The 26,227-nt window shown below is 46.2% G+C and carries 26 protein-coding genes; 24 read left to right on the top strand and 2 right to left on the bottom strand.

What is annotated here, in order from left to right:
* The 11 genes from ASG34_RS12745 to ASG34_RS12700 all read left to right on the top strand — a co-directional run bounded on the left by ASG34_RS12745 (position 1) and on the right by ASG34_RS12700 (position 10,209).
* Entirely contained in the window at positions 1–453 is a 453-nt protein-coding gene (locus ASG34_RS12745) for a Fur family transcriptional regulator (protein WP_055831120.1), read from the top strand.
* Between the two features lie 136 nt (positions 454–589).
* Positions 590–994: an RNA polymerase-binding protein DksA gene (dksA, locus tag ASG34_RS12740; RefSeq protein ID WP_055831456.1), complete on the top strand. Its 405-nt coding sequence runs from the start codon at positions 590–592 to the stop codon at positions 992–994.
* A gap of 20 nt (positions 995–1,014) precedes the next feature.
* Positions 1,015–2,250, top strand: coding sequence for a zinc metallochaperone GTPase ZigA (gene zigA, locus ASG34_RS12735; RefSeq protein ID WP_055831118.1), 1,236 nt, complete (start codon positions 1,015–1,017; stop codon positions 2,248–2,250).
* A 2-nt stretch (positions 2,251–2,252) separates the two neighbouring features.
* Complete coding sequence (locus tag ASG34_RS12730; protein ID WP_055831116.1) at positions 2,253–2,927, top strand: DUF1826 domain-containing protein; 675 nt, start codon at positions 2,253–2,255, stop codon at positions 2,925–2,927.
* Between the two features lie 180 nt (positions 2,928–3,107).
* Positions 3,108–5,171 (top strand): TonB-dependent receptor, encoded by a 2,064-nt coding sequence (locus ASG34_RS12725; RefSeq protein WP_055831114.1) that lies wholly within the window; start codon positions 3,108–3,110, stop codon positions 5,169–5,171.
* Positions 5,168–5,878: an ATP-binding cassette domain-containing protein gene (locus ASG34_RS12720; RefSeq protein WP_055831113.1), complete on the top strand. Its 711-nt coding sequence runs from the start codon at positions 5,168–5,170 to the stop codon at positions 5,876–5,878. Before ASG34_RS12725 ends, ASG34_RS12720 begins: the two co-directional genes overlap by 4 nt.
* Positions 5,875–7,281: a DUF3526 domain-containing protein gene (locus ASG34_RS12715; protein ID WP_055831111.1), complete on the top strand. Its 1,407-nt coding sequence runs from the start codon at positions 5,875–5,877 to the stop codon at positions 7,279–7,281. Before ASG34_RS12720 ends, ASG34_RS12715 begins: the two co-directional genes overlap by 4 nt.
* On the top strand, positions 7,278–8,531 hold the full coding sequence (locus ASG34_RS12710) for a DUF3526 domain-containing protein (protein ID WP_055831109.1): 1,254 nt from the start codon (positions 7,278–7,280) through the stop codon (positions 8,529–8,531). Before ASG34_RS12715 ends, ASG34_RS12710 begins: the two co-directional genes overlap by 4 nt.
* Before the next feature lie 145 nt (positions 8,532–8,676).
* Positions 8,677–8,748, top strand: coding sequence for a pyrroloquinoline quinone precursor peptide PqqA (gene pqqA, locus ASG34_RS14235; protein WP_081624291.1), 72 nt, complete (start codon positions 8,677–8,679; stop codon positions 8,746–8,748).
* Between the two features lie 211 nt (positions 8,749–8,959).
* Positions 8,960–9,334 (top strand): hypothetical protein, encoded by a 375-nt coding sequence (locus tag ASG34_RS12705; protein WP_235559802.1) that lies wholly within the window; start codon positions 8,960–8,962, stop codon positions 9,332–9,334.
* Positions 9,335–9,516: 182 nt separating this feature from the next.
* Positions 9,517–10,209, top strand: a complete 693-nt coding sequence (locus ASG34_RS12700; protein ID WP_055831105.1) for an OmpW/AlkL family protein — start codon at positions 9,517–9,519, stop codon at positions 10,207–10,209.
* A gap of 98 nt (positions 10,210–10,307) precedes the next feature.
* Here ASG34_RS12700 and ASG34_RS12695 read toward each other — a convergent pair whose 3' ends face one another.
* Entirely contained in the window at positions 10,308–11,144 is an 837-nt protein-coding gene (locus tag ASG34_RS12695) for a class I SAM-dependent methyltransferase (RefSeq protein WP_055831103.1), read from the bottom strand.
* A 280-nt stretch (positions 11,145–11,424) separates the two neighbouring features.
* Between ASG34_RS12695 and ASG34_RS12690 the strand changes: the two genes are divergently transcribed.
* Positions 11,425–12,495 carry a DUF481 domain-containing protein gene (locus ASG34_RS12690; protein WP_055831101.1) on the top strand — a complete coding sequence of 357 codons (1,071 nt, stop codon included), beginning with the start codon at positions 11,425–11,427 and terminating at the stop codon, positions 12,493–12,495.
* A gap of 170 nt (positions 12,496–12,665) precedes the next feature.
* On the top strand, positions 12,666–13,613 hold the full coding sequence (ylqF, locus tag ASG34_RS12685; RefSeq protein WP_055831100.1) for a ribosome biogenesis GTPase YlqF: 948 nt from the start codon (positions 12,666–12,668) through the stop codon (positions 13,611–13,613).
* Between the two features lie 26 nt (positions 13,614–13,639).
* On the opposite strand, the gene ASG34_RS12680 is transcribed toward ylqF, so the two are convergent.
* Entirely contained in the window at positions 13,640–14,791 is a 1,152-nt protein-coding gene (locus ASG34_RS12680; RefSeq protein ID WP_235559801.1) for a GGDEF domain-containing protein, read from the bottom strand.
* Positions 14,792–15,034: 243 nt separating this feature from the next.
* Here ASG34_RS12680 and ASG34_RS12675 point away from each other — a divergent pair, with 243 nt between their 5' ends.
* The 11 genes from ASG34_RS12675 (at position 15,035) to ASG34_RS12625 (ending at position 26,226) form a co-directional block, all read left to right on the top strand.
* Positions 15,035–17,056, top strand: a complete 2,022-nt coding sequence (locus ASG34_RS12675; protein WP_055831098.1) for a UvrD-helicase domain-containing protein — start codon at positions 15,035–15,037, stop codon at positions 17,054–17,056.
* A gap of 75 nt (positions 17,057–17,131) precedes the next feature.
* On the top strand, positions 17,132–18,217 hold the full coding sequence (gene gmd, locus ASG34_RS12670) for a GDP-mannose 4,6-dehydratase (RefSeq protein WP_055831096.1): 1,086 nt from the start codon (positions 17,132–17,134) through the stop codon (positions 18,215–18,217).
* 4 nt (positions 18,218–18,221) lie between these two features.
* Positions 18,222–19,199: a GDP-L-fucose synthase family protein gene (locus tag ASG34_RS12665; protein WP_055831094.1), complete on the top strand. Its 978-nt coding sequence runs from the start codon at positions 18,222–18,224 to the stop codon at positions 19,197–19,199.
* 46 nt (positions 19,200–19,245) lie between these two features.
* Positions 19,246–19,626 carry a sugar 3,4-ketoisomerase gene (locus ASG34_RS12660; RefSeq protein ID WP_055831092.1) on the top strand — a complete coding sequence of 127 codons (381 nt, stop codon included), beginning with the start codon at positions 19,246–19,248 and terminating at the stop codon, positions 19,624–19,626.
* Positions 19,623–20,705, top strand: a complete 1,083-nt coding sequence (locus ASG34_RS12655; protein WP_055831090.1) for a DegT/DnrJ/EryC1/StrS family aminotransferase — start codon at positions 19,623–19,625, stop codon at positions 20,703–20,705. The genes ASG34_RS12660 and ASG34_RS12655 overlap by 4 nt, the downstream gene beginning before the upstream one ends.
* A gap of 54 nt (positions 20,706–20,759) precedes the next feature.
* Entirely contained in the window at positions 20,760–21,461 is a 702-nt protein-coding gene (locus ASG34_RS12650; protein WP_055831088.1) for an acylneuraminate cytidylyltransferase family protein, read from the top strand.
* Positions 21,448–22,506, top strand: coding sequence for an N-acetylneuraminate synthase family protein (locus tag ASG34_RS12645; protein ID WP_055831086.1), 1,059 nt, complete (start codon positions 21,448–21,450; stop codon positions 22,504–22,506). Before ASG34_RS12650 ends, ASG34_RS12645 begins: the two co-directional genes overlap by 14 nt.
* Positions 22,496–23,635 (top strand): UDP-N-acetylglucosamine 2-epimerase, encoded by a 1,140-nt coding sequence (gene neuC / locus ASG34_RS12640; protein ID WP_055831084.1) that lies wholly within the window; start codon positions 22,496–22,498, stop codon positions 23,633–23,635. The genes ASG34_RS12645 and neuC overlap by 11 nt, the downstream gene beginning before the upstream one ends.
* A 1-nt stretch (position 23,636) precedes the next feature.
* The gene (gene hisF / locus ASG34_RS12635; protein WP_088178546.1) at positions 23,637–24,377 is read left to right on the top strand and encodes an imidazole glycerol phosphate synthase subunit HisF; all 741 of its coding nucleotides are present in this window, start codon (positions 23,637–23,639) and stop codon (positions 24,375–24,377) included.
* Positions 24,364–25,005 (top strand): imidazole glycerol phosphate synthase subunit HisH, encoded by a 642-nt coding sequence (gene hisH / locus ASG34_RS12630; RefSeq protein WP_082504912.1) that lies wholly within the window; start codon positions 24,364–24,366, stop codon positions 25,003–25,005. Before hisF ends, hisH begins: the two co-directional genes overlap by 14 nt.
* Positions 25,006–25,023: 18 nt before the next feature.
* The gene (locus ASG34_RS12625) at positions 25,024–26,226 is read left to right on the top strand and encodes an N-acetyl sugar amidotransferase (protein WP_055831082.1); all 1,203 of its coding nucleotides are present in this window, start codon (positions 25,024–25,026) and stop codon (positions 26,224–26,226) included.
* Position 26,227 lies beyond the last annotated feature (1 nt).

The raw sequence follows: 26,227 nt of genomic DNA, 5'->3' as shown, positions 1-26,227 counted from the left end.
ATGCTGACTGCTGAACAATTAATCACCGATGCTGGCTTGCGCCCGACTAAAGCGAGGGTTGCTGTATTGAATACCCTGTTAACATCCACCAACGCACTTAGTCACCCGGATATTCTGGCGGCTTTGCAAGGCGTAGAGATAGACCGCGTGACGGTATACAGAGTGCTTGATTGGTTGCTGGAAAATAGCTTGATTCATAAAATTTCCAGCGATGACCGCGCCTGGAAATTCCAGCTGAACGCGCCTAAACGCAACTACCGCAGTGCAGACACAGCCCATCTAGGCCTACTAAATAACCACGGTCACGCACATTTGCACTGCCAGCAATGCGGGACTGTATTGTGCATACACGAGCTGGCGGCGCACATTCCGCAATCATTATTTGATACTTACTGTGTATCCAATATCGAAATCAGCCTGAAAGGGCTTTGCCTGGATTGCCAGCAATCCTGACTGTTTCACGCTTCCACATTTAAACCTCTAGATACTAAACACGTTAGAGTTAATACTTAAATTGCAACATAGTTGCAATTAATTCCATATCAACTTAAAATGCAACAAAATTGCATTGCAACCAAGTTGCGTAATGATGTTGACTCCTGCTGAATTACTTTCCATGCCTGAAACTGCCTATATGAATGCCGGACAACTCGCATTCTTTAAAACACTGTTGCTCACGGAACTAGAAACCTTGCAAGCCAATATGCAACTCACCAGCGTGCATTTGCACGAGCAGCAGGAAACACCGGACCCGGCCGACAGGGCCACCCAGGAAGAAACACACGGCCTGGAACTACGCGCGCGGGAACGGGAGCGCAAACATATCAAAACGATACAGTCTGCCTTGTTGCGGATAGCCACCCGCCAGTATGGTTATTGCGAAGAAACCGGCGAGCCTATTGGCCTGGCACGCCTGATTGCACGGCCCACCACAAAACTATGTCTGGAAGCGCAAGAGCGCCATGAGCGCCGCGAACGGCAATTCAATCACTAGAAACAATGAAGGAAAACGCCATGAAAAAACTCCCTGTGACAGTACTCTCCGGCTTTCTAGGTGCTGGCAAAACCACCCTGCTCAACCATATTCTCAATAACCGCGAAGGCAAGCGGGTGGCAGTCATTGTTAACGATATGTCGGATGTGAACATAGACGCGCAACTGGTGCGTGATGGCGGTGCTGAGTTATCACGCCAGGAAGAAAAGCTGGTAGAAATGAGTAATGGTTGCATCTGCTGTACTTTACGTGAAGATTTGCTGGTGGAAATCACACGTCTGGCGAAAGAGAACCGTTTTGATTACCTGCTCATTGAAACCACCGGCATTTCAGAGCCTTTACCGATTGCCGAGACGTTTACCTTTGCCGATGAAGATGGCATTTCGCTGGCGGATGTTGCACAGCTGGATACCATGGTCACCGTGGTGGATGGTTATCACTTCCTCAAAGACTATAGTTCTCAAACATTGCTCAGCGAGCGTGGCGAATCACTGGGTGAAGAAGACCAGCGTACGGTGGTTGATTTACTGGTTGACCAGATCGAGTTTTGCGATGTGCTACTGCTGAATAAAACTGACCTGATGACGCTGGAAGAAATAGCGCAACTGGAAGGTATTTTAAAAGCTTTAAACCCTCGTGCTCACATCCTCCATAGCAGTTTTGGCAAAGTGCCGCTTAACCGCGTTATGAATACCGGATTGTTTGATTTTGACCTGGCAGCCGATGCGCCGGGCTGGTTGCAGGAATTACGCGGCGAGCATGTGCCTGAGACGGAGGAATATGGCATTTCCAGCTTTGTCTACCGTTCGCGCAAGCCTTTTCATCCGCAACGGTTATGGCAATGGCTGAATACCGAGTGGCCAGGCGTGGTCAGATCCAAAGGACGTTACTGGATTGCCTCTCGCCCTGAGTTTTGCGTCATGTGGTCACAGGCAGGCGCCGTCACGCGTACGGAACTGGCGGGCATCTGGTGGGCAGCGACCCCAAGCGAGCATTGGCCGGACGATGCGGAAAGCCTGCAGGAGATACACGCACGCATGCAAGCACCGTACGGCGACCGTCAGCAAGAACTGGTGATTATTGGCATGCATATGCAGAAAGAAGCCCTGATCGCCGGTTTTGATGCCTGCCTGCTAACCGAGCATGAGATTGCTTTGGGTATGGATGCCTGGCGTAGACTCCCCGACCCATTCCCGCGGTGGTCTATGGGTGAGCATGATGAAATAGAGCAACAAGTGACAGAGGAAATGGTGTAATCATGCGCCTCACCAAGCAAATATCGCATCAGACCACTTCGTTGCCCGGCATGAATATAGATTTTGACGCGATGGAATGTCTGTCTATTTTTGAACCCTCTCAACAAGTAGGTATTGTCACAAGGCCTAACAACCCGAGAATATCTGCTTATTTGCAGCAATTCAGCAACCAGCTCAGCGCTGGCAGCAGGCTGACGACAAGACAAAAAGAAACAATGCCTGCCCTGCTTGACCGACAACTACGTCTACCTGAAGGCATCGGCAAACAAGATTTGCTCGCTGATATCTGCCTGCTGGTTAAGCTTTATGCTGACCTGATGGATTGTCCTTCGGTAGGCATCAGGCTGGAAGTGCTGAAGCATGCCATGTGCCCTAAGTTTCATATTGACCGCACCGGCATCCGCCTGCTGTGCACTTATCTCGGCCCAGGTACTGAATGGCTGGACGAAGCATTTTGCAATAGAAATGCATTTGCCAGCACACACCCGACCGATGAAATATTCAACCAATCGCTAGTCCTGCATCCTCAAGGCATACGTCAGGCGCCTGAGCAAGCATTGGTATTGCTCAAAGGGAGTTTGTGGCAAGGCAATCAACATGGTGGCGCTATTCATCGCTCACCCCAGATAGCAGAAACTACGACACGTGTGGTGCTGGCATTAGATGCGATCTGGTGATCTATCAAATTAAAGAATGCTCATAAAAGTGACACGGATTCCCATAAAAGTATCACGACGTCTACTTCATGTTTTTTTGTGAATGACAGTCAGGTTTTTTAGTGAGAAAGCTAAATTGAGGGATTTATAATGATGAGATTGTCCGGATAAATCTAAAATAAATCCTCAGGGAAGAGAAAAATGCCGCATCAAAAAACAATTGTCAGTCTGCTGGCAATGATATTACTACCTGCCGTATCGGTATCAGCGGAGGAAATAGAAGTACCAGAAAAAATTAAAGACAGCAGCCGACAAAAAAGCAAAGCCAAAGAGCCGGTTAACATTGAACTGGATAGCGTGATCGTTCTCGGTAAAAAAGAGCAGGTCTCTGCCACCGATAAAAGCCTGGCCGGTTCTGTTGATGTCATCACCCGCGATGAACTTGAATATGAACATGTAACCGATACGCTGGAATTATTCAGTAAAACGCCAGGTGTGGTTCTCTCACGCTACAGCCAGGGCATAGTGAATACCGAAATCTCTATCCGCGGCTTTAGCGGTGACGGCGAAACACCGAATGCCAAATTGCTGGTCGATGGTATCCCTTCCAATTTATTTTCCGGATTGAGCGAGCTGGATTACCTGTTCCCGACCAATATCCAGAACATCCAGGTATTTAAAGGGACCAGTGATGCCACCACTGGTTTGTTTGCCACAGCCGGTAACTATAAGGTCGAAACACGCAAGGACACCGGCAAGCAATTGCAATTTGGCTATGGCAGTTTTCAAACGCGCGAAATGCAAGGCTATTATGGCGAAAAGCAAGGCGATTTCACACAAAACTATGCGATGGGCTACCGCAAAGGCAACGGTTTCCGGGACCATACCGAGAATGAGAAAATAGCTTTATCCGGCCGCTGGCAATTGGATTTTGACCAATCCACCCTTGCCTTAAGTGCCAAATACGGCAAATACAACTCACCGGAAGCGCCTGGCTATATGCCAAAAGCGCAGGCTCGCTCCAACAGAACTGGCGTAGCGCCGAATGCGCTTAACGATAGCGGCGAGAAAGAATTCAAGCATTTAAGTCTGCATTACGACTATTTCTTTAATAATGATGTGGATGTTAGCATCAAGGGTTACTGGCAGAATTTTGACCGAGAGCGGGTTGTGCGTTTTGTTAACTCAGTTCAAGAAAATAGATTTGATGATCAAACTTCCACTGGTCTCATTGCCAAACTCAACTGGAAAATCAATCCACAGTGGGCATTTGAAACAGGCTACGATATTGAACATCAGGCTGTAAACGAATTTCGTTACCGTCCTAGCAATGGACAAATCCGCCGCGATGCCACCTATGTTTTTAATGCACAGGGTGTCTACGCAAAATTTGAGAATACACCTTTAGACTGGTTGCGCTGGAATATTGCCTATCGAGTGGATCGTCTTAGCAGCGATCCCAAAAACACATTTATTTCAAACGATATTACACTCAGAACAAACATGCTGGATGATCAAACCATCGTTCAGCCTAAATTCAATATCTTTGCAAACTTGAATGAGCAACAAACTTTGTTTGTCAATGCTGGGCGCAGTTTTCAAACACCGACAGGCAATGATTTAAATTTGTTTGACAGATCAGGTACCAGGGTGCCCGTCGATGTTGCTATCAATGATGGCTGGGAACTAGGCCTGAAAAGCGCCTGGAGTAACGATCTGAACACTCGCCTCTCATACTGGCAGCAAAAAGCTGAAAATGAGTTTATCAATATCGATGGCACCCGCCGATTACTGGGTGCAACGCGCAGGCAAGGCGTGGATGCCAGTGTGGATTATAAGTTAAATGACTACTTAAGCTTCTGGGGTAATCTCTCTAAAGTGTATGCCAAAATTGATGAGCCGAATGCGCTTAATCCAAGCTTCCAGGGCAACACGATACGCAGTATCCCGGACCACACGGCTTCTTTAGGCCTGCAAATTACCCCAAACGCTGACTGGATTGCGCGGCTTCACATTGACCGCCAGGGCGCTTATTACGTCAACGAAAGCAATCAGGGCGGCAAATATGGCGCTTACACGCTTACTAACGCGAATGTGGATTACAAAACTAACTGGGGGCGAGTCAGTTTGCTGGCTAACAATATTTTCGATAAATATTATGAGTATGTGTATGACTTTTCATCCACAGGTGCGACTAACCAGCTGAATTTCGCCCCGGGTGCCGGCCGTAACTTTATGCTAACTGCAACTGTGGATTTCAAATGACTGCATTACTATCGATCCAACAATTAAGCCTGCGTTTTGCCGGGCGTCAAATTTTAAACCAGCTAGACCTGAACCTGCGTGCTGGTGAAGTCGTCTCAGTGTTAGGCAGCAATGGCGCAGGTAAATCTACCCTGCTGAAAAGCATTCTTGTGTTACAAGATGCGGCCGAGCAAACAGGTTCAATCCTGATCGCCGGTATTGCTATCGCACAAGCAAGAAATCAGGCTTTGTCGCATCTCGCATATGTGCCCGAACAACCGGCGGTATACGGCCATCTCTCCGCGATTGAAAATATCCGTTACTTTTTAAGCCTGGGTGCCATCAGCCAGAGCATGGATATTGCAACCTGCCTAACCATGGCTGGCTTGCCTGAGCAATCCTGGCATCGCCCTTGTAGCGAATACTCCAAAGGCATGAAACAAAAGGTGATGCTGGCATTCGCGCTGGCAAAACAGGCAAAACTCTTGTTGCTGGATGAACCCAATTCCGGGCTTGACCCCCAGGCCACCGAAGAGCTGAACCAACTCATTGTGCAATGCAAAGAGCGTGGTATGGGCGTGCTGGTGGTGACGCATGACGTACTGTCTGCCATCGCCTTTTCTGATCGTTTGCTGATGCTGACCAACGGCCAGTTACAACCGGTAGCTTTGAACGAATCAGCAATCACGCTGGATAGCCTCAAAAGACTATATCAGGGACAGGTATGAACTCATTGATCTGGAAAATCGCCATCAATGAATGGCGGCGCTTATGGTATGCACGCGTTCCTGCTTTGTTATTGCTGGTATTAGTTGCTCTATGGACGATTGCCGCACTTGCCGCCCATCATCACTGGCAAGACCATGCAAACACCGTCGCAGAAGTCACGGCACGTAGCCAGCATGACTGGCAATCGCAACCTGACCGCCATCCGCATCGCGTTTCACATTACGGTGATTTTGTCGCCAAACCAGTTCACCCGCTCAGCGTGATCGAGCCGGGCATACTCGATCAATCCGGGCACCTGGTCTACCTTGAAGCGCACCGGTTAAATAGCGCAAATTTCAATCCGGCCACCGAGGCCACCAGTCTTGGCCGCTTCCCATTGATTACCCCGGCCATGATTGTGCAATGGTGGATGCCGCTGTTTTTAATCATGATTGCCTATGCCACGGTCACCGCCGATAAAAACAGTGGCATTCTCGCTTTTATGCGCGGCAACGGCACGCCTGGCTGGGCAATCGCGAGCGGAAAATGGCTGGCGTTGTTTTTGCCACTGTTTTTCTTATTGTGTTTGCAAACCCTGTTGATCCTGGCCTGTAGCTGGCAGAGTGAGCAGGCTTTGCTCAGGTTGTCTATCCTAGCGCTCTCGCAAGTGCTTTATATCGCCGGATGGTGCCTGCTGGTCGTGGCCGTGTCGTGGTTCAGCAAGCAATTACATGGTGCGTTGCTGACCTTGCTGCTGTGCTGGGTATGTATCTGCATTATTTTCCCGCGAGGATTAGCGAATCTGGCCCAGATTTCATACCCGACCCAACCAAGAACAGAAGCTGAATACCATGCGGAAACTAAATTGCAGGCCATAGGTGACAGCCATAATCCCAACGATCCGCATTTTGCCGCTTTTAAAGAAAGCGTATTGAAAAAATACCATGTCAGCAGTGTAGAAGATCTGCCAGTGAACTATCAGGGCATATTGATGCAGGAAGGCGAACGCTTAACCACTGCCGTTTATCGTGAACAGCAAGTGCTTCACGATGCGCAACTTGCTAAACAGAATGAAAGTATTCGGCACTGGTTGTGGTTAACACCTGCATTGGCGTTGCAATATATACAGATGGCCAGCGCCGGCAATGACCTGCCGCATCACCAGGCATTTATCCGTCAAGCAGAAGATCGTCGCTACAAATTAATTCAATACCTCAACCAGGTCCACACGTTCAAAGTCATTCAGCGTGACGATAAGAACACCCGTGTATCCGCAGATTTCTGGAAGAAAGCACCCCGCCCTCCGGTTCATTTGTCACCTATGGCCATCAGCCGTAGCAGCATTCTGGCAGGCTTTCTCGTGTTGCTGGGTTGGATATTCATCCCGGGATGTTTGCTTTTTAAAGTGTCGCACCGCTTATGAAACATGAACTGACTTTATTGCTCAAGCAACGCAGCATCATTATATTGCTGCTGCTAAGCCTGTTTTTGACCGGCTTTAGCCTGTATAACGGCTGGCAAAATATCAATCACATTAACGCACAGATCAACCAGGCAAAACAGGAAGAAATTTTGCGCAAGCAGGATTTTCTCGAACACCATAGCCATCATGGAACGCTGGACGCTGGCGAACTGGGCTATTACCTGTTCCATAATGTGTACCATAGCCCTGGCGAGTGGAGTTTTATTGCACTGGGTAACCGGTTGGTCATTCCCTATGTACAGCGCATACGTTTATTGGGCTTGCAAGGCCAGCTTTACGATGGTGAATCCCATCATCCTGAATATGTGATGCTGGGTACGTTTGATTACGCTTTCCTTCTGGTATTTTTTGCGCCTTTGCTATGTATCGCCCTGATGCACGACTTAAAAGCCAGCGAGCAGCAAGCTCAAAGACTACTGTTTTTACGAAGTTTGATGGCCGAGCCAAAATTGTTTTGGGGTAACCGAGTATTATCCCGCTGGCTGCTGGTCGCGCTCACATTCGTGTTGCCGCTATTGTTACTTGCTGCCACGCAAACACTTTCATTTTCGCCGTTGATACGCATACTGGCGATCACTGCCTTATATACTTTTTTCTGGTCTGTATTATGCGCGGCCATCAGCCTGCGTAAACGCGCGCTCAACGCCAATTTCAACGCCATGCTGTTGGCTAGCATCTGGGTCATGCTCTGCGTAGTATTGCCCAATCTTTCCCAGCTGTGGCTGCATCACCATTACCCATTACAGGACGGCAGCCAGATTGCCTTGCAGCACCGGCAATGGGTACATGGTGCGTGGGACTTGCCCAAAGAAGACACGCTGACGCCGTTTTATGCACTGTATCAGCAGTGGAAAGACTCACCGCCAGTGACAGAGCGTTTTCACTGGAAATGGTATTACGCTTTCCAACATATGGCAGATGTAAAACTAGAATCACAAGTTTCCGCACGTGAACAGGCACTCAATCAACGTAACCAAGCCACTGGCTTGCTAGCCAGATTTTTGCCGACAGTATGGGTACAACGTAACCTGGAAGACATTGCACAGAGCGATGTGCCTGACCTGTTAGCACAACGGCAACGCATTACCAGGTTCCATACACAGTTAAGGCTCTATCTATACCCTTACCTGTTTGAGGAGAAGCCTTTTACGACTGACGCTTACATGCGTCTGCCAGTGTTTGAAGATTAGCTCGAGTAATGCATAAGCTAAAACTACGTAAAATCATGAGCCTTTTTTAAGTGATCGCTTCAGGGTGATTTTGAAACAGGTGCGTATAGTGAGAGTCATACAAGTACATCGCTCAGATGCACTTAACAACCAAAAGGAGATTATCATGTGGACTAAACCAGCTGCTACTGAAATGCGTTTTGGCTTTGAAGTAACTATGTACGTTATGAACAAATAATCAGTCAACGCTGATTTAACAGAAACCCGCCAGATAGGCGGGTTTTTTGTTGGCCGTCGTCCTTAAACATTACAACCAGCTATACAATCAGGAACCTTATGTCCAGCTGGCTTACTAAAAAACAATGGCTTGCCAATGCTGCATTCGCAAGTACAATTGTGTTCAAGATAAATTTTCTAAAGAGTCTGTTTTTATACTCACGGAGTTATACATGCGCTTAAAACAAAACGCTGCTACACCACCACTCGCTTCATCTCTTGTTACTTATTCGCTAATTGCTTCATTCATGTTCGCAGCAGTGGCGATGACTGTTTTTAGTCAATCAGTAATGGCCAGAAGCATCCTGCCGGAACAGAAAGATGCGGCATCTGCCCGTGATGCTGTTGGCGATGCCATGAGCAAGCTGAATGACTTGAACCAGCGCATCAAATCGCAAGAGGAACTGATTGCCAAGGAACAGGAAAGACTGCAACAATACCAGAACGAAAAAGCGCAGACTGAACGCGATCTGGAAGCCAAAAAAGCCGTATTCGAGCAAAAATCCAAAGTGCTGGATGAGGCATGGAAAGAACGCAGCAGTTATTAAATACTGAGTCTGATTTACTCCTCAAAACCTTTAAAACACCTCTCTTTTTTAATCTAACCAATCGTTGTTGATCGACCCGAATCACTCACTAGTTAGTTGATTTGGGTCAATACCTGCTTTGCCTGTCACTCCTACAATGCAATCAAGTTCAATGCAATACCTAAGCAAATGGAGTGATCACAATGAAAAAAACAGCAATCAGTTTAATGTTGGCAGCTTTGTTGCCTGCCATGCAAGCACAGGCCGAGCAAGGCGACTGGGTGGTGCGTCTTCGCGCTACCAATATTAGCCCTAATGAAAGCAGCGATTTAGGCAAGTACGTGAATAGAAATGTGGCCCCTGGCGCAATGTCGAATGGCGCCGAGCTGAAAGTTGATAGCAATACTATCCCTGAACTGGATATCAGCTACTACTGGACCAAAAACATTGCTACTGAACTGATTCTGGCCTTGGGTTCCAAACACGATGTCAGTGTCAGCAAAGAGCCAGGCACAGTAGTGCCAAATCAAAAGCTAGGTAGTATCGATGCCTTGCCACCAACCTTAACTGCGCAATGGCACTTTAATCCCGATCAGACATTTGATCCGTATGTAGGTGCGGGGATTAACGCCACCTTTATGCTGGACCGTAAACTGGAACTTAGCCAGGGCCCGCTGGCAGGCAGGGATATTAAAATTGAAAGATCAAGCTTTGGCCCGGCATTACAGGCTGGTTTCGATGTGAATTTAAAAGATGGCTGGCTGTTGAACGCGGACGTGAAATATCTCTGGATAGATACCGACGTAAAACTGAAAACCGCGGGTGGCTGGACCAAGATTGACTCACTGGATGTCAATCCATGGGTAATCAGTGTCGGCGTTGGTAAACGCTTTTAAACTGTTGAAGTCTCTTCCCCGGGCCCAATGGCTCTATTTAGCCTCTGATACCAGGGGCTTTTTTTATGGTTATTACTGCTGGATATTAAACAACGTCATCAACCCTGGAAATTAAATCGGCTAGCCAGGCTGGTTAAATTCAGTTGCTCCAGCAGTTGCTGGCCACGCTCGAGCGCGCTACGTTTTTTCTGGCCAGTGAATTTGGCAATAATCAGTTCGTTTTTCATTGAGTGCTCCCAGCCTACCAGTTCTGTCACAGTCACTTGATAGCCATGTGCTTCCAGCTCCAGGCAGCGCAATACGTTGGTCACATGGCTACCCAATTCACGGGTATGGATCGGGTGCCGCCAGAGCTCACTCAACAAGGTTTTTGCCAGGGAATCCGCTTTATGCTGACGCATCACTTCAGCCACTTCTGCCTGGCAGCATGGCACTAGCACCATGTATTGCGCCTGCTTTTGCAGGCCAAACTGTATGGCATCATCGGTGGCGGTATTACAGGCATGCAGTGCGGTGACAATGTCCACCTTTGCCGGCAATTTTTCCGAGCTCATGGCATCCGCCACAGTCAATGGCTCAAACTGCATGCGTTCAAAGCCACATTCGCTGGCTAACTGGCGGGACTTTTCTATGAGCTCAACGCGGTTTTCAATACCGATTACCTGGCCGCCAGCATGCTGCTTCAGTAATAAATCGTAGAGGATAAAGCCAAGATAGGACTTACCGGCACCATGATCAACCAACACTGGATTTGGCTGTGCTGTCATGACTGACTGCATCAGCGGCTCGATAAAATTAACCAGGTGATACACCTGCTTGAGTTTACGGCGGCTATCCTGGTTAAGCTTGCCGTCGCGCGTCAGGATGTGCAATGCCTGCAATAAAGGAATGGATTGGCCCGGTTTGACCTCGGGCGGCAAAATTGTTTTGACCATACGAATTGCTGCTTTAAAATACTAATCCAGTAGTCTAGCAATAAATGAGCGACTCAGCATAAATGACTGGATTGTCATTGTTGTTGACTGGCTTACTCAGGAACTTATATCGGGAACTCACGCGTTTTTTTGCTGACTACCCTATCAGGTTGGTCAATTTTAGCGCCATGCGCTGATGCCTTGTGAATCCTAATCTACTTCAACTTTGCCAGAAAAGCTTGTTAGAAGTGCTTCACTCGCCAGGTTTCACGTCAGCTATTCAATTAATAAGGGAGAATGAATGTTTTTAAATGTTGCCAGCAAGGCCCTTAATCATCATAAACAACAGCTGAATTACCTTCTGTATAGTTTAATTGCGTTAATCACATTGTTTTCCGGCAGCGCATATTCAGACAGCGTCTGGATGAAAAACGGCGACAAAATCACCGGCACCCTGGTGGTGAAAATTACCGATAAAGTAGTGATCAATACTTCGTACGCGGGTGAAATCAAATTGAATTGGGCGGACATTTTAAGTATCGATGCCGAAAAACCATACACTATGATGCTCTCTGACCAGAGTGTTGTGACTGGCTATTTGAAACATGGTGAGAACGGCCAGGCCATTCTGGATGAAGACGCTAAAACAGAATTAGTCGATACTGAACTGTCAGAAATTCAATATATCAACCCCTCTAAAGACCTTATTGGTGAAGGTTATGTCTGGAGCGGCAACCTTAACCTGGGCGGTGCGTTCAATAACGGCAACAGCAAAAACCGTAATATGCAGTTCAACGGCGAATCTATCACGCGCGGCCTAGAAGACAGGTATACCGCGCAGGGTTACGCATACTGGGCAGAAGATAACGGTGAACAAACCCAGAACAATATGCGTGTACGTGGACAGTATGACCACTTTTTTACAAAAAAATGGTTTACCTATCTGAATACCATCCAGGAAAAAGACCGGTTCAGGGACATCAAATTACGCAGCCAGTACGGTGTGGGTACCGGTTACCAGCTATTTGAAGGAGAAAAACTCAATCTGTCACTGGAAGGCGGTCTGTCGTGGATCGATCAGGACTTCTACCAGGAGCAAGATGAGGACCATGCAGCCATTCGCTGGGCCGTTAACTACAACCAGTTCCTGTTTAATTCTTTCGTCCAGGCATTTCATCGCCACGAAGTGTTATATACCCCACGTGCACCTTCACAAATCCTCCTTTACAGCTCAACTGGCTTACGCTTTCCATTTATTATGGGCTTGAGCGCAACCACTCAACTGGATTACAACCTGGACACCCGCCCGGCAGATGATCGCAGGAAAGGCGACACGCGGGCGTTGTTCACACTCGGGTATACCTGGAAGTAAGTTTCAAGCCTGACGAAATTTAGCGAGTTGCACGCTTGAATGTTAAAATGGCCAATCGTAGCGTTGGCCATTGCAACATTTGCAATCAGAAAAAATGTGCCTGGGCGATAGTTGAAGTACGGCACAGCGTGAAAACACCGTATTTTTTGATGGAATGATGGAGCAAAAATATGGCGATACAATGGTACCCGGGACACATGACCTCAGCCCGCAAAAAGGCAGAGGAAACCCTGGAGCATATCGATGTGGTGATTGAAGTACTGGATGCGCGTGTACCTGCTGCCAGCCACAATCCCATGATCGAAGAGATGCGTAACTTCCGCCAGCGCCCCAACCTGAAAATCCTCAACAAAGCTGATCTAGCAGACCCGCAAATCACACAAGCCTGGCTCAATTACTTTAATAGCCAACCTAATACCAAAGCGGTTGCCCTTTCATGCAAAAAAGCCGGTGACGCAAAAAAAATACCTGGCCTGTGCCGTCAACTGGCACCGCATCGTGGCTCACCTCTCAAACCTTTGCGTATGATGATTATGGGCATTCCTAACGTTGGTAAATCCACATTGATGAATGCCCTGCTCAACCGCCGCGCAGCTAAAGTCGGTGATGAGCCGGCGGTCACCAAAAGCCAGCAGCGATTCGACCTGGGTGACAATCAAAGTATTACGGACACACCAGGCATGATGTGGCCCAAGATTGAACATGAATCGGATGGCTATATGCTGGCCGCAAGCCATGCCATTGGTCGCAATGCCGTGATTGATGAAGATGTAGCAGAGTTTCTTGGGAACTTACTGTTGAAACAATACCCGGCATTGATCAATACTCGTTACAAACTGGATGCCATGAAACTGGATGTGCAACAGATAGATGGGATAGACCTGTTACAGGCGATTGCCAAACGCAGAGCCTACAAGCGTAATGACGGGCAATGGGATATGGAGCGCACGGCAATGGCATTCCTGACTGATTATCGTGGTGGCGCAATTGGCAGGGTGAGTCTAGAGTCCCCCAAAAGCCGTGCTGAAATGATTGCATTGGCCGCGGCCAAACCAGAAAAAATCAACAATGAAGTTGAAAACTCAACAGAAGCTGACGCACAAACAGACGCCTCCTGAAGAGTCATGTTTTAATCTAATTCGTTTTAAGCTATAACGCTGGCATTACGTTTGACAGGTTTACCCATGGCTGGCGGTTGCGTCATCAATAGCTCAATATTACTGGCCACTCTGTTACGGCCATTTTGCTTGGCTTTATAGAGATTCTGGTCTGCCGCTGCAAACATGCTTTCCAGCGCATAACCCACCGTTTCAGAACTCACCGCACCGACACTAACTGTACATTTAATTGCATGGGTATCATCACTCATGCTTTCCACACCTGCAATACTTACTGGGGTCACTTCTATTGTTCTGCGGATACGCTCAGCCAGCACCATGGCTTCCTGCTCACCAGTGTTAGGCAGCAGGATACAAAACTCTTCGCCGCCATAACGCCCGATTACATCGCCACCGCGCAATGCTGCGCGTATATTGCCGGCGCACGATTTCAGCACCACATCGCCAACCAGATGGCCGTAAACGTCATTCACTTTTTTAAAGTAATCCAGATCCACAATCAGCATACCCATCGACAAGGTGATCCGCTGTGAAACGGCCTGCATACGATTAGCAGCCTCCTGCAAACCACGGCGGTTCAATACGCCGGTTAAGCCATCCAGCGTTGCAATAGCCTGTAACCCTGCCTGGGTACGAATATTCATTACCAGAAGTAACAGGCTGGTGACGATGGTGAGGACCAGCATTATCGCTGTCGTCAGATAAGCATGCACCGGCCAATGGATGAACGACAACAGTGCTGCCTCATTTGATACTGCAACTTCTATTGCGAAAAAACCCAGCATCAGGCTGATGCCACCAAACAGGCTGCAACAGAGCCAGAACACTTGCGCGACGAAATCAAGGCCATGGCCTATCAGGCTTCGGCTGCCATAAGAAAATACCCATACCAGGACCAGTAAATTAGAGAGTACTATCCACTTTTCTGCAGCATGCATATTGAGCATGACAGCATTACAGGCCAGCAATGTCGTCATCACCAGTAAGGTTCGATAGCGATAGACGCGATAGCCACGCAGCATGCGTATGCCATTGACATAAATGCTGACGCCAAGTGCAAACAATGTCATCGAGGTAGCTACATAAACGATGCTCTGTCCAGGATTAGATGCGATCAGGGGAATAAAATAGATGCAAAGACCCACGCCCATCATGCCCAAACCACGCACCCAATGCATGATTAATGACTTTTGCTGGTAAGCGCCAAATACCAATAGGACCAGAACCAAAGTAAAGGTGAGGCCGATTGATGATAGAATGACACTATTGAGGTCTAGCAAAGGGAAGGTCAAAGTTTTAGTTTACCTGATAGGGAATAATACTATGGTATCCAGACTATACCCATATAAATTAAGGGCTTAAATAGTCCATACAGGCTAATTCCTTTCTTTGATTGTCTCTCTCCAACCAGTAGAAGTTCCATGCAGCACCTGTTAAATCCTCCTCAGCGCGAAGCGATTCATTACCTTGATGGACCATTATTGGTGCTCGCGGGTGCCGGCAGCGGCAAAACCCGCGTCATTACGCAAAAGATCGCCTATCTGGTTAACGAGGCCAATTACAAAGCCTCGCAGATAGCCGCCATCACCTTTACCAATAAAGCCGCGCGTGAAATGCAGGAGCGTGTTTCACCCCTTTTAGAAGGTAAAAGCGGCAAAGGTTTAACGGTGACCACATTTCACTCCCTGGGCCTGCAAATGCTACGCCAGGAAGCCGCCCTGCTCGGCTACAAACCGCAGTTCTCCATTCTGGATTCATCAGACAGCTTTAAAATTCTCAGCGACATCCTGGCGACCACAGATAAACAATTACTGCGCAAAACACAATGGCAGATTTCCAGCTGGAAAAACGCGTTTGTAAACCCGGACCAGGCCAAGTCACAGGCGGATGAAGAGTTAACCCATGCCGCCGCGCGCGTTTACCAGCTCTACCAGCAAACCCTGCGCGCTTACCAGGCGGTGGATTTTGATGACCTGATTAAAGTCCCGGTTGAGCTTTTCGACCAGCACAGCGAAACACTGGATAAATGGCAACGCAAACTGCAATACCTGCTGATTGATGAATACCAGGACACCAATGCCTGCCAGTATCGCTTGATCAAGCAACTGACTGGCGTACGTGGCCAATTCACGGCGGTGGGTGACGATGACCAGGCGATTTACGGCTGGCGCGGTGCGGACGTTGAAAACCTGCGCCAGTTAACCAAAGACTTCTCCAAACTCAAAGTCATCAAACTGGAACAGAACTACCGCTCTACAGTACGTATTCTGCGTGCAGCCAACAGCGTGATCGCCAATAACCCGAAGTTGTTTGAGAAAAAACTCTGGAGCGACCTCGGTACAGGTGAACTGATACACGTCACCGCTACGCAAAGCGAAGAACACGAAGCCGAAACCGTACTGATGAAGTTGCAGGCGCATAAATTCGAGCATCGCACAACCTATAAAGACTATGCCGTGTTGTACCGCAGCAACCATCAGGCACGCGTAATGGAAAAATTCCTGCGCAACCACAAGATTCCCTACACCATATCTGGCGGACAATCCTTCTTCGACAAAACCGAAATTAAAGACATCACCAGCTATTTACGCCTGATTGCCAACGAAGATGATGACCCGGCCTTTATCCGTGCGGCCACCACGCCGAAAAAAGGCATAGGCAACACCACGCTGGAAAGACTTGGGGAATACGCCAGTGCACACAAACTGTCACTGTTTGCCGCGGCTTTTGAAGGCGGCTTCCAGCACGATATCGGAGCGAAACAACTGGATGACCTGCTCACTTTCTGCCGCTATATCCAGAACCTGCAAACCCGGGCGGTGAAAGACCCTGCCAACGAAGTACTGAACGACCTGCTGAATGCCATCCAATACGAGACCTATTTGTATGACGGCGAAGAAGCACGTGCGGCAGAATTACGCTGGAGCAACGTACTGGAATTTGTCGCCTGGCTCAGCAAAAAAGGCGAAGCCTCGACTGAATACGGCAACGAATCTCCCGGCAAAACCCTGCTGGAACTCACGCAACTGGTCGCCCTCATCACCATGCTGGAGGGCAAAGATGGCGAAGAGCAAGACGCAGTCAAGCTCTCCACCTTGCACGCCTCTAAAGGCCTGGAATACGGCCACGTGTTCCTGATCGGCTGCGAAGACGGCATACTGCCACACCGTGAATCCATAGATAACGACCAGATAGAAGAAGAACGCCGCCTGATGTACGTAGGCATCACCCGCGCACAAAAATCCCTGAACATCACCTGGTGCAAAAAACGCAAACGCGCCGGCGAAATGCAAGCCTGCGAACCCAGCCGCTTTATCGCCGAACTGCCAAAAGACGACGTCAAACACTTCGGCAACCCGTTCAACACCAACGGCGAACCGGCCAGCAAAGATTATGGCAAGAGCAAGATGGCGAATATCAAGGCGATGCTGGCAAGTAAATAACTTCGCACGCCTCATTTAAGGCCAATATAGCCCATGTTATAATCCAAACACTTTTTAACTCAACAATTCTAAGACATGTCACAAAAAGTCGCTTTAATCACCGGCATCACTGGTCAAGATGGTGCCTATCTAGCCGAGCTGCTACTTAATAAAGGCTATATCGTGCACGGAATAAAGCGTCGAGCTTCACTATTTAATACCGACAGGATAGATCATCTATATCAAGACCCGCATATTGATAATCAAAACTTCATCCTGCACTACGGTGACCTGACTGACTCGACTAACTTAATCAGGATCATCCAGCAAGTTCAGCCAGACGAGATCTATAACCTGGCAGCGATGAGCCACGTAGCTGTCAGCTTTGAGACTCCGGAATATACCGCGAACGCCGATGGCATAGGTACTTTGCGTATCCTTGAGGCGATACGCATACTGGGCCTGGAAAAGAAAACACGCTTTTACCAGGCATCCACTTCCGAACTCTATGGCCTGGTGCAAGAAACACCGCAAAAAGAAACCACCCCGTTTTACCCTCGCAGCCCCTATGCAGTAGCCAAAATGTACGCTTACTGGATCACGGTCAATTACCGTGAGGCTTATGGCATATACGCCTGCAATGGCATCCTGTTTAATCACGAAAGCCCGATCCGCGGCGAGACATTCGTCACCCGCAAGATCACACGCGCTCTGGCGCGTATCAAACTCGGTTTGCAAGAATGCCTCTACCTCGGCAACCTGGACTCCTTACGCGACTGGGGGCATGCCAAAGATTATGTAGAAATGCAATGGCTGATGTTGCAGCAAGAACAGGCAGAAGACTTTGTGATCGCCACCGGCAAACAATACAGCGTGCGTGACTTCGTCAATGCCGCTGCCCAAGAGTTAGATATCACTGTCACCTGGCGTGGTAACGGTGTCGAAGAAAAAGGCTACTGGGGTGATAAATGTATCGTGCAAGTTGACCCACGCTATTTCCGCCCCACTGAGGTCGACACCTTGCTGGGCGACCCGACAAAAGCCAAAGAAAAACTGGGCTGGGTACCTAAAACTAGCTTTGAAGAGCTGGTATCAGAAATGGTGCGCGAAGATTATAAATCTGCCCAGCGCGACGAATTGATCAAACAGCATGGCTACCAGGCCATGGACTATCACGAGTAAATCCATGGATAAGAACGCAAAAATCTATGTTGCTGGCCATAGAGGCTTAGTAGGTTCTGCCATTGTGAAAGCACTGCTAGCGCAAGGCTACACAAACTTGCTGACAAGAACCCATGCTGAATTAGACTTGACCTCTCAAACAGCAGTGACGGATTTCTTTGCTGCAGAAAAACCTGAATATGTTTTTTTGGCTGCTGCCAAAGTGGGTGGCATTCATGCCAATAATACCTACCCAGCCCAATTTATTCACGAGAATTTAGCCATTCAGACAAATGTGATCCACCAGTCCTACGTAAACGGTGTAAAGCGCTTACTATTTTTAGGCTCTAGCTGCATTTATCCTAAATTTGCACCGCAGCCGATGAAAGAAGAGCATTTGCTAACGGGTGCACTTGAACCGACAAACAGGCCCTATGCCTTGGCTAAGATAGCTGGTATAGAAATGTGCTGGAGTTATAACCGCCAATATGGCACTCAATATCTGGCTGCTATGCCTACCAACCTATATGGGCCTGGTGATAATTATCACCCTGAAAACAGCCATGTCATTCCGGCACTGATCAGAAAATTCCATGAAGCCAAAGTTAGCAAACAGACTGAAGTCACTGTCTGGGGTACGGGCACACCTAAACGCGAATTTTTGTACAATCAGGACATGGCAGATGCATGTGTGTTCTTAATGCAGCTGAACGATGGTCAATTCAACCAATTACTTGGCAGTGATGAGTCCGAGTCAGGCAAATTCCAGCCCCCTTTAGTCAATGTTGGATACGGCAGTGACATCACCATCAAAACGCTGGCAGAAACTGTACAGAAAGTGATTGGATATGAAGGTAACATTCAATTTGATACCTCTAAGCCGGACGGTACTCCTCGCAAGCTGATGGACTCTACTATCCTGCATCAAGCTGGCTGGCAGCCTAAGGTATCGATAGAAACGGGTTTGGAAGTCGCATATCACGACTTTTTAAAACAAATATAATGGCCTGATAGTGACTATTTAAAAGCTCACTCGTTAAGATTACGTTATGTCACACTTCACAATCCTAAATCTACCTACATTCTCAGATACGCGTGGTTCGCTGACAGTACTTGAAAAGGCTTTACCATTTTCAGCTGTCCGTACGTACTGGATTTATGGAGCAGATGGACAGACACGAGGAGGTCACAGGCATGTCAGCACAAGACAGGCCTTGATCGCGCTACATGGAAGCATTGCGATATATATGAATGATGGCATTTCCGAAGAAACCATCACACTGGATTCCCCCTCTCAATGCCTGCTTGTGGAGCCAAAAGATTGGCACACAATGACTTTTGGCAAAGGTAGCGTGCTGTTTGTCATGGCATCGCATATCTATGACAGAAGTGAATACATAGACACGCCTTACGAGTTGCCAAATAAATGATTGAATACGAAAGTCTTGCTGACTCGAATAAGCAATTCATGCATGAATTGGAAGCCGCCGCTACCAATGTCATTCGCTCAGGCTGGTATGTTTTAGGCCACGAGGTCACCGAGTTTGAAAAAGAGTTTGCAACATGGGTAGGCTCTCGCCACTGCATTGGTGTTGCAAATGGCTTGGACGCATTAATTCTGTCGATAGAAGCACTCATGCTACCTAAAGGCAGCGAAATATTAGTTGCTTCGAATACCTACATTGCAACAATTTTGGCTATTATACGTGCCGGCCATAAGCCCGTACTCGTTGAACCAGACCCTGCAACATTCAACATCGACCCATTAAACATTACGACTAAAATCACCTCATCCACGCGCGCGATTTGTGTCACGCATTTGTTTGGCAAGACCTGCCGTATGGATACTATATGCGCGCTAGCCAATGAATACGGATTAAAATTAATTGAGGATTGCGCTCAATCTCATGGCGCCAAGCTGGGAGGACGCATGACAGGAACATTTGGTGATGCAGGCTGTTTTAGCTTCTACCCGACCAAGAACCTGGGTGCACTAGGTGATGCCGGCGCAGTAGTCACAGACGATGACGAGATCGCTGACCGCCTTCGTCATTTACGCAACTATGGCTCTAAACAAAAGTATATCAACAAGTATGCTGGCGTGAACTCTCGGCTGGATGAAATACAAGCAGCTTTACTCAGAGTCAAGTTGCGTCACCTTGACAACATGTCGGAACATAAACGTAACCTGGCACAGATTTACTTTAACAATCTGCCTGACTGGCTGACCCTACCTCGCCAAAAAGAGGATGAATATGATGTATTCCATATTTTTGGTGTTCGTCATGAAGAAAGAGATAGATTAAAGTCTTGGCTACTGGAGCAAGGCGTGAAGACAGAAATTCACTACCCTATCCCACCACATCGCCAAGAAGCTATGTACGGAATACTGCAAGGAGATTACCCGATTGCAGACATGCTACATGAAACAGAATTAAGTCTTCCAATATCGATTGGTCATACACTCAATGATATTGAGCAGATAAGCTCAATCATAAAAAAGTTTTAAGCCAGGTCTACCACTGCTTTCAGGCATTTTTTAAATTTCAATATACGAAACGATATGATTGAAAATAATCAGCTACTAGCTCTTATCCCTGCACGCGGGGGGTCCAAGGGTTTAGAGAAGAAGAACTTAAAAATATTGAATGGTAAGCCTTTAATTGATTACACCATCCAGGCTGCACTAGATTCAGTTTATGTCGATAATATTTTCTTGTCGTCTGAAAATATTGAAATATTAAACTATGGAAAAAAAAGAGAAATCTGCTTAATCGAAAGGCCGCATGAACTTGCACTAGATACATCAACTGCTGTTGAAGTTGTATCGCATTTCATTAAACATCAATCCTTGGATCCCAACACATACATTGCCTACTTGCAACCGACATCACCATTGAGGAACTCTGTCATTCTGGATAATGCAATTTCCTCAATGTTCAAAAGTGGCTTACATAGCCTCACAAGTATTGTTGAATTAGAATCATCGCCTTATAAATCCTTTAAAATTAATAACCAAGGCACTTTAGAATCACTCTTTTCGGAGCATCTGACTAATGCTTCTCGCCAAACGCTTCCGAAAACATATCTAGCAAATGGCGCAATTTATATATTTAAAGTCCAGGACTTTGAAAGATTGGGCGGTTTTCCGTCTAACGGGGGCTTACCGTTTATTATGAGTAAAGAAGAGAGTGTAGATATTGACACTCAGAATGACTTTTTTGAAGCAGAAAGATTATTGGAGGTAATGAATGGCAGAATTTAGTATTGCCGGTCGCCTAATCGGAGATAACCATCCTCCATTAGTGATAGCTGAAATAGGAATAAATCATGAAGGCTCAATTGATGTTGCGATAGAAATGGCTGATGCTGCGATTAACTCAGGCGCTGAAATCATCAAACATCAAACGCATATTATTGAAGACGAAATGTCCAATGAAGCAAAAGAGGTCGTTCCAGGAAATGCTGACGTTTCAATATATGAAATTATGAATCGTTGTGCACTGAATGAAGCCGATGAGAAAAAACTCATGGACTATGTAAAAAGTCGCAATGTAATCTTCATTAGCACTCCTTTTTCTCGCGCTGCTGTAGATAGATTAGTGAGCTTTGATATTCCAGCTTTTAAGATTGGCTCTGGTGAATGCAATAACTACCCCTTAATCAGGTATATATCGCAATTCAAAAAGCCGGTTATTTTAAGTACTGGAATGAACACTATCGAGTCCATTCGTAAATCAGTAAATATCTTAAAAGAAAAAAACATCCCATTTGCTCTTTTGCATTGCACCAACATCTACCCTACCCCGCCTGAACTAGTTAGGCTAGGTGGGATAACTCAACTAAAAGAAGAGTTTCCGGATGCCGTAGTCGGGTTATCCGACCACACGACATCTAACTACACATGTTTAGGTGCCGTAGCTCTTGGGGCATCAATTTTAGAGCGACACTTTACCGACAGCATGTCCAGACCTGGCCCTGATATTGTTTGCTCTATGGATAGAAATACTCTGAGCCAATTAATCGATGGATCCAAAATCATATTTCAAGCAAGAGGCGGCAAGAGAGAGCCGATCAAAGAGGAAGCAGCAACGATTTCCTTTGCATTTGCTTCTGTCGTCTCCATTGCCGACATTAATGCCGGAGAAACTTTATCTGACAAAAATATCTGGGTAAAAAGGCCGAGTGGTGGCGACTTCACTGCCGACGATTATGAGAGTCTTCTCGGAAAGAGCACCGTTCGCGCAATCAAAAAGGGACAACAGATTAAGAAAACTGATATTTTAGGCAGCACTGAACATGGCGCCTGATTCAGCAATAAAAAAAATAATATTTCTCACTGGGACTAGAGCAGACTTTGGCAAGTTAAAAGCCCTGATGCTCAAACTTGACTCTAAAGAGAAATTTGAAATACATGTCTTTATCACTGGCATGCATATGCTTTCAAAATATGGATACACTTGCACCGAGGTAGAGAGAATCGGCATCAAGAATATTTATAAATTTATTAACCAAAGTGCCAATGACACCATGGAGTGTGTGCTGGCGAAAACAATTACAGGGCTATCAGACTATGTAAAAGAAATCTCCCCTGATTTGATTATTGTGCACGGTGATAGAGTTGAAGCATTGGCTGGCGCAGCTGTGGGGGCATTGAATAATATCTTAGTCGGTCACATTGAGGGTGGGGAAGTATCTGGAACGGTTGATGAACTGATCAGACATTCAGTTTCTAAATTATCCCATGTTCACTTTGTTGCCAATGATCTGGCCAAGAAAAGAATCATACAGCTTGGTGAAATACCCGATAGCATTCATATCATTGGCTCACCCGATGTTGATGTGATGAACTCGGATTCGTTGCCTTCTATTGCCGAAGTCAAATCAAGATATGGGCTATGTTATGATAAATATTCCATTTTAATGTTTCACCCAGTGACAACAGAGGTCAAAGAACTACATAACCAGATAAAGACCGTTGTTGATGAAGTCATTGCATCAGAAAAAAACTATATTGTTATTTATCCTAATAATGATCATGGCTCAAATATCATTTTGCGTGAATATGCGCGCTTGGAAAAGTTAGAGAATATCAAAATATTCCCATCGATGAGATTTGAGTACTTCCTTACGCTCCTAAAAAATGCTGACTACATCATTGGCAACTCCAGCGCCGGTGTCCGTGAAGCTCCACACTTTGGAGTTCCCGCCATCAACATGGGGACCAGGCAGCAGAATAGAGTTAAATGTTCATTGGTTATTGATACCGCATTCGATAGTATTCAAATTAAAGAAGCCATAGCCCGGAGCGATCAACTCGTACGCACGCCTCAAGCATTATTTGGTAATGGAAATAGCGCAAATCAATTTTGTGAAATTCTTGATTCTTCAAAATTTTGGAACATAGATAAACAAAAGCATTTTGTGGATTGGAAGTGAATTGAGAGTAATTGCCAGATTGGATATAAAGAATGAACATGTTATCAAAGGAATTCATCTTGAAGGGCTCAGAAAAGTAGGCAATCCCCTTGATATGGCAATGGATTACTACATGCAGGGGATAGATGAATTGCTTTTCCTGGATAGCGTTGCTAGTTTATACAATCGGAATAATATATTTTCAGTGATCAGAGCCGCCTCTGAGAAGGTTTTTGTTCCAATCACAATCGGTGGTGGATTGAGGAAACTATCAGATGTTGAAGAAGCTTTAGACTCAGGTGCAGACAAAGTTGCAATCAACACCTCAGCAATTCAGAACCCTGCTTTTATTGAAGAGATCGCTACTAAATACGGTAGCCAGTGTGTAGTTGCTTCGATACAAGCAAAACACACTCAGAATGGTTGGGAAGCTTATACAGAGTCAGGCCGGGAGAAGACTGATATCTTAGTAGAAACCTGGTGCAAACAGCTTCAAGATTTAGGTGCCGGAGAATTGCTCATTACTTCGATTGATAAAGATGGCACTAAGCTAGGATTCGATGTAGAACTTATGGAGATGGTTAACAACTCTGTGACGATTCCTGTTTTAGCAAGTGGTGGATTTGGAAAGCTTGAACATATAGATGCACTTTATGAAAAAACAAATCTAAGCGGACTCTGTTTTGCATCTGCGTTACATTACAAAAATATTGAAATAAAAAATATTAAAGAGCACATAAAAAACAAGTATGAGCAACATTAAAAATATAGCTATCCTCAATTACGGGCTTGGCAATATCAGAAGTATCAGTAATGCGCTTCAAGCTTCTGGCGCAAACGCATTATTGACTGATACAAGAGATAGCATCCTCGAAAGTGATGGCCTTATTATTCCAGGTGTGGGTGCTTTCCCCAATGCCATGAATAATCTTGAAAAGAAAAACTTGATTCAAACGCTAAAAGATTTTTCGGCATCGCAAAAGCCTATTCTAGGCATTTGTTTAGGAATGCAATTGCTGTTTGATAAAGGATACGAACACGAGGAAGTTGATGGTCTGGGTCTGATCAGTGGTGATGTGAAAAAAATAGATCTGTCTCATTTAGAGAGTGCGAGGCTACCGCATATACGTTGGGCTAATGTGTCATCCACCTCACTCGGAGAGCAGGATATGTTTAATCAAATTCCTGCTCCCGAAAGAAGATTTTATTTTATTCATAGCTATGCTGCGACGAATGTTTCAGCGAGTTCAATCACCTCCTATGCGGGTTACCACGATTTGAATTTTGTTGCTTCGGTACAGAGTGGCAATATCTGGGGAGTGCAGTTCCATCCTGAAAAGAGTGGCATTAGTGGATTACAGTTGATAAGCAATTTTATTAGCAAGTGCTAACAAGTTATAAGGAAATTTATGAGCAAGACCCTATTTGGTTTGCCTGAACAAGTCAGATTTTGTAAAAAATGTGTCATCTCTAACCAGCGACCTAGTTCCACTGTTGAATTCAAGCATGAACGCAATGAAAAAAAATCTACCATTGGATTTAATGAAGATGGTATCTGCGATGCTTGCCTCTACAATGAGGTAAAAAATGAAAATATTGATTGGCAAAAACGTGAAGATCAGCTTGTAGAATTGCTTAATCAGCATAAAAGAACCGACGGTGGTTATGACATCGTTGTACCTGGTAGTGGCGGCAAAGACAGTGCGTATACATCGCATATCCTGAAATACAAGTATGGGATGAACCCATTAACTGTGACGTGGGCTCCACATCTCTATACCGACATCGGTTGGAAGAATTTTGAAAACTGGGTACACATGGGTGGCTTGGATAATATTCTCTTCACGCCTAACGGTAAATTACACAGATATCTCACTAGACAGGCATTCCTGAACCTGCTACACCCCTTTCAACCATTTATCGTAGGCCAAAGAATTATTGGTCCTTCAATGGCAGCAAAGTTTGGTATAAAACTGGTTATGTATGGAGAGAATCAGGCCGAATACGGGAATAATCCCAAGGAAAATTACAAGCCCACCATGGACAACAAGTTCTTTTCTTCCAGCAATCCAGAGGAAATGATTCTTGGTGGGAAAAAAGTAAAAGAAATATTAGAAGAAACTGAATTTACGCTCAATGACTTCGCTCCATATATCCCGCCGAGTGCCGAATATTTGGATAGTAAAGGTGTAGAAGTTCACTATCTTGGGTATTACTTGAAATGGGACCCTCAAGAATGTTATTACTATGCAACCGAACATACTGGTTTCCAGGCGAACACAGAGAGAACAGAAGGAACTTACTCAAAATACAGCAGCATTGACGATAAGATCGATATGTTTCATTACTATACGACTTTAGCTAAATTTGGTATTGGTCGTGCAACTTACGACGCTGCGCAAGAGATTAGAAATGGCAAAATCACTCGTGAGGAGGGAGTTGCTCTAGTTCAAAAATATGACCACGAATTCCCCAAAAAATACTTTAAAGAGTTTTTAAGCTATCTGAGTATTACTGAGGAAGAGTTTCACCAGACAGTGGATAAATTCAGATCACCTCATCTGTGGGAACTGCGGGATGGTGCCTGGACTTTAAAACATACTGTGTATTGAT

Source organism: Methylophilus sp. Leaf416, assembly GCF_001424665.1.
Lineage (GTDB): Bacteria > Pseudomonadota > Gammaproteobacteria > Burkholderiales > Methylophilaceae > Methylophilus.
Note: the sequence above shows the minus strand (reverse complement) of the source record. Positions and strands in the feature narration are given on the sequence as shown.

Coding starts and splice junctions, on each gene's coding strand:
- ASG34_RS12745 (WP_055831120.1), top strand. CDS start 1: ATGCTGACTGCTGAACAATTAATCACCGATGCTGGCTTGCGCCCGACT.
- dksA (WP_055831456.1), top strand. CDS start 590: ATGTTGACTCCTGCTGAATTACTTTCCATGCCTGAAACTGCCTATATG.
- zigA (WP_055831118.1), top strand. CDS start 1,015: ATGAAAAAACTCCCTGTGACAGTACTCTCCGGCTTTCTAGGTGCTGGC.
- ASG34_RS12730 (WP_055831116.1), top strand. CDS start 2,253: ATGCGCCTCACCAAGCAAATATCGCATCAGACCACTTCGTTGCCCGGC.
- ASG34_RS12725 (WP_055831114.1), top strand. CDS start 3,108: ATGCCGCATCAAAAAACAATTGTCAGTCTGCTGGCAATGATATTACTA.
- ASG34_RS12720 (WP_055831113.1), top strand. CDS start 5,168: ATGACTGCATTACTATCGATCCAACAATTAAGCCTGCGTTTTGCCGGG.
- ASG34_RS12715 (WP_055831111.1), top strand. CDS start 5,875: ATGAACTCATTGATCTGGAAAATCGCCATCAATGAATGGCGGCGCTTA.
- ASG34_RS12710 (WP_055831109.1), top strand. CDS start 7,278: ATGAAACATGAACTGACTTTATTGCTCAAGCAACGCAGCATCATTATA.
- ASG34_RS12705 (WP_235559802.1), top strand. CDS start 8,960: ATGCGCTTAAAACAAAACGCTGCTACACCACCACTCGCTTCATCTCTT.
- ASG34_RS12700 (WP_055831105.1), top strand. CDS start 9,517: ATGAAAAAAACAGCAATCAGTTTAATGTTGGCAGCTTTGTTGCCTGCC.
- ASG34_RS12695 (WP_055831103.1), bottom strand. CDS start 11,144: ATGGTCAAAACAATTTTGCCGCCCGAGGTCAAACCGGGCCAATCCATT.
- ASG34_RS12690 (WP_055831101.1), top strand. CDS start 11,425: ATGTTTTTAAATGTTGCCAGCAAGGCCCTTAATCATCATAAACAACAG.
- ylqF (WP_055831100.1), top strand. CDS start 12,666: ATGGCGATACAATGGTACCCGGGACACATGACCTCAGCCCGCAAAAAG.
- ASG34_RS12680 (WP_235559801.1), bottom strand. CDS start 14,791: ATGCATTGGGTGCGTGGTTTGGGCATGATGGGCGTGGGTCTTTGCATC.
- ASG34_RS12675 (WP_055831098.1), top strand. CDS start 15,035: ATGCAGCACCTGTTAAATCCTCCTCAGCGCGAAGCGATTCATTACCTT.
- gmd (WP_055831096.1), top strand. CDS start 17,132: ATGTCACAAAAAGTCGCTTTAATCACCGGCATCACTGGTCAAGATGGT.
- ASG34_RS12665 (WP_055831094.1), top strand. CDS start 18,222: ATGGATAAGAACGCAAAAATCTATGTTGCTGGCCATAGAGGCTTAGTA.
- ASG34_RS12660 (WP_055831092.1), top strand. CDS start 19,246: ATGTCACACTTCACAATCCTAAATCTACCTACATTCTCAGATACGCGT.
- ASG34_RS12655 (WP_055831090.1), top strand. CDS start 19,623: ATGATTGAATACGAAAGTCTTGCTGACTCGAATAAGCAATTCATGCAT.
- ASG34_RS12650 (WP_055831088.1), top strand. CDS start 20,760: ATGATTGAAAATAATCAGCTACTAGCTCTTATCCCTGCACGCGGGGGG.
- ASG34_RS12645 (WP_055831086.1), top strand. CDS start 21,448: ATGGCAGAATTTAGTATTGCCGGTCGCCTAATCGGAGATAACCATCCT.
- neuC (WP_055831084.1), top strand. CDS start 22,496: ATGGCGCCTGATTCAGCAATAAAAAAAATAATATTTCTCACTGGGACT.
- hisH (WP_082504912.1), top strand. CDS start 24,364: ATGAGCAACATTAAAAATATAGCTATCCTCAATTACGGGCTTGGCAAT.
- ASG34_RS12625 (WP_055831082.1), top strand. CDS start 25,024: ATGAGCAAGACCCTATTTGGTTTGCCTGAACAAGTCAGATTTTGTAAA.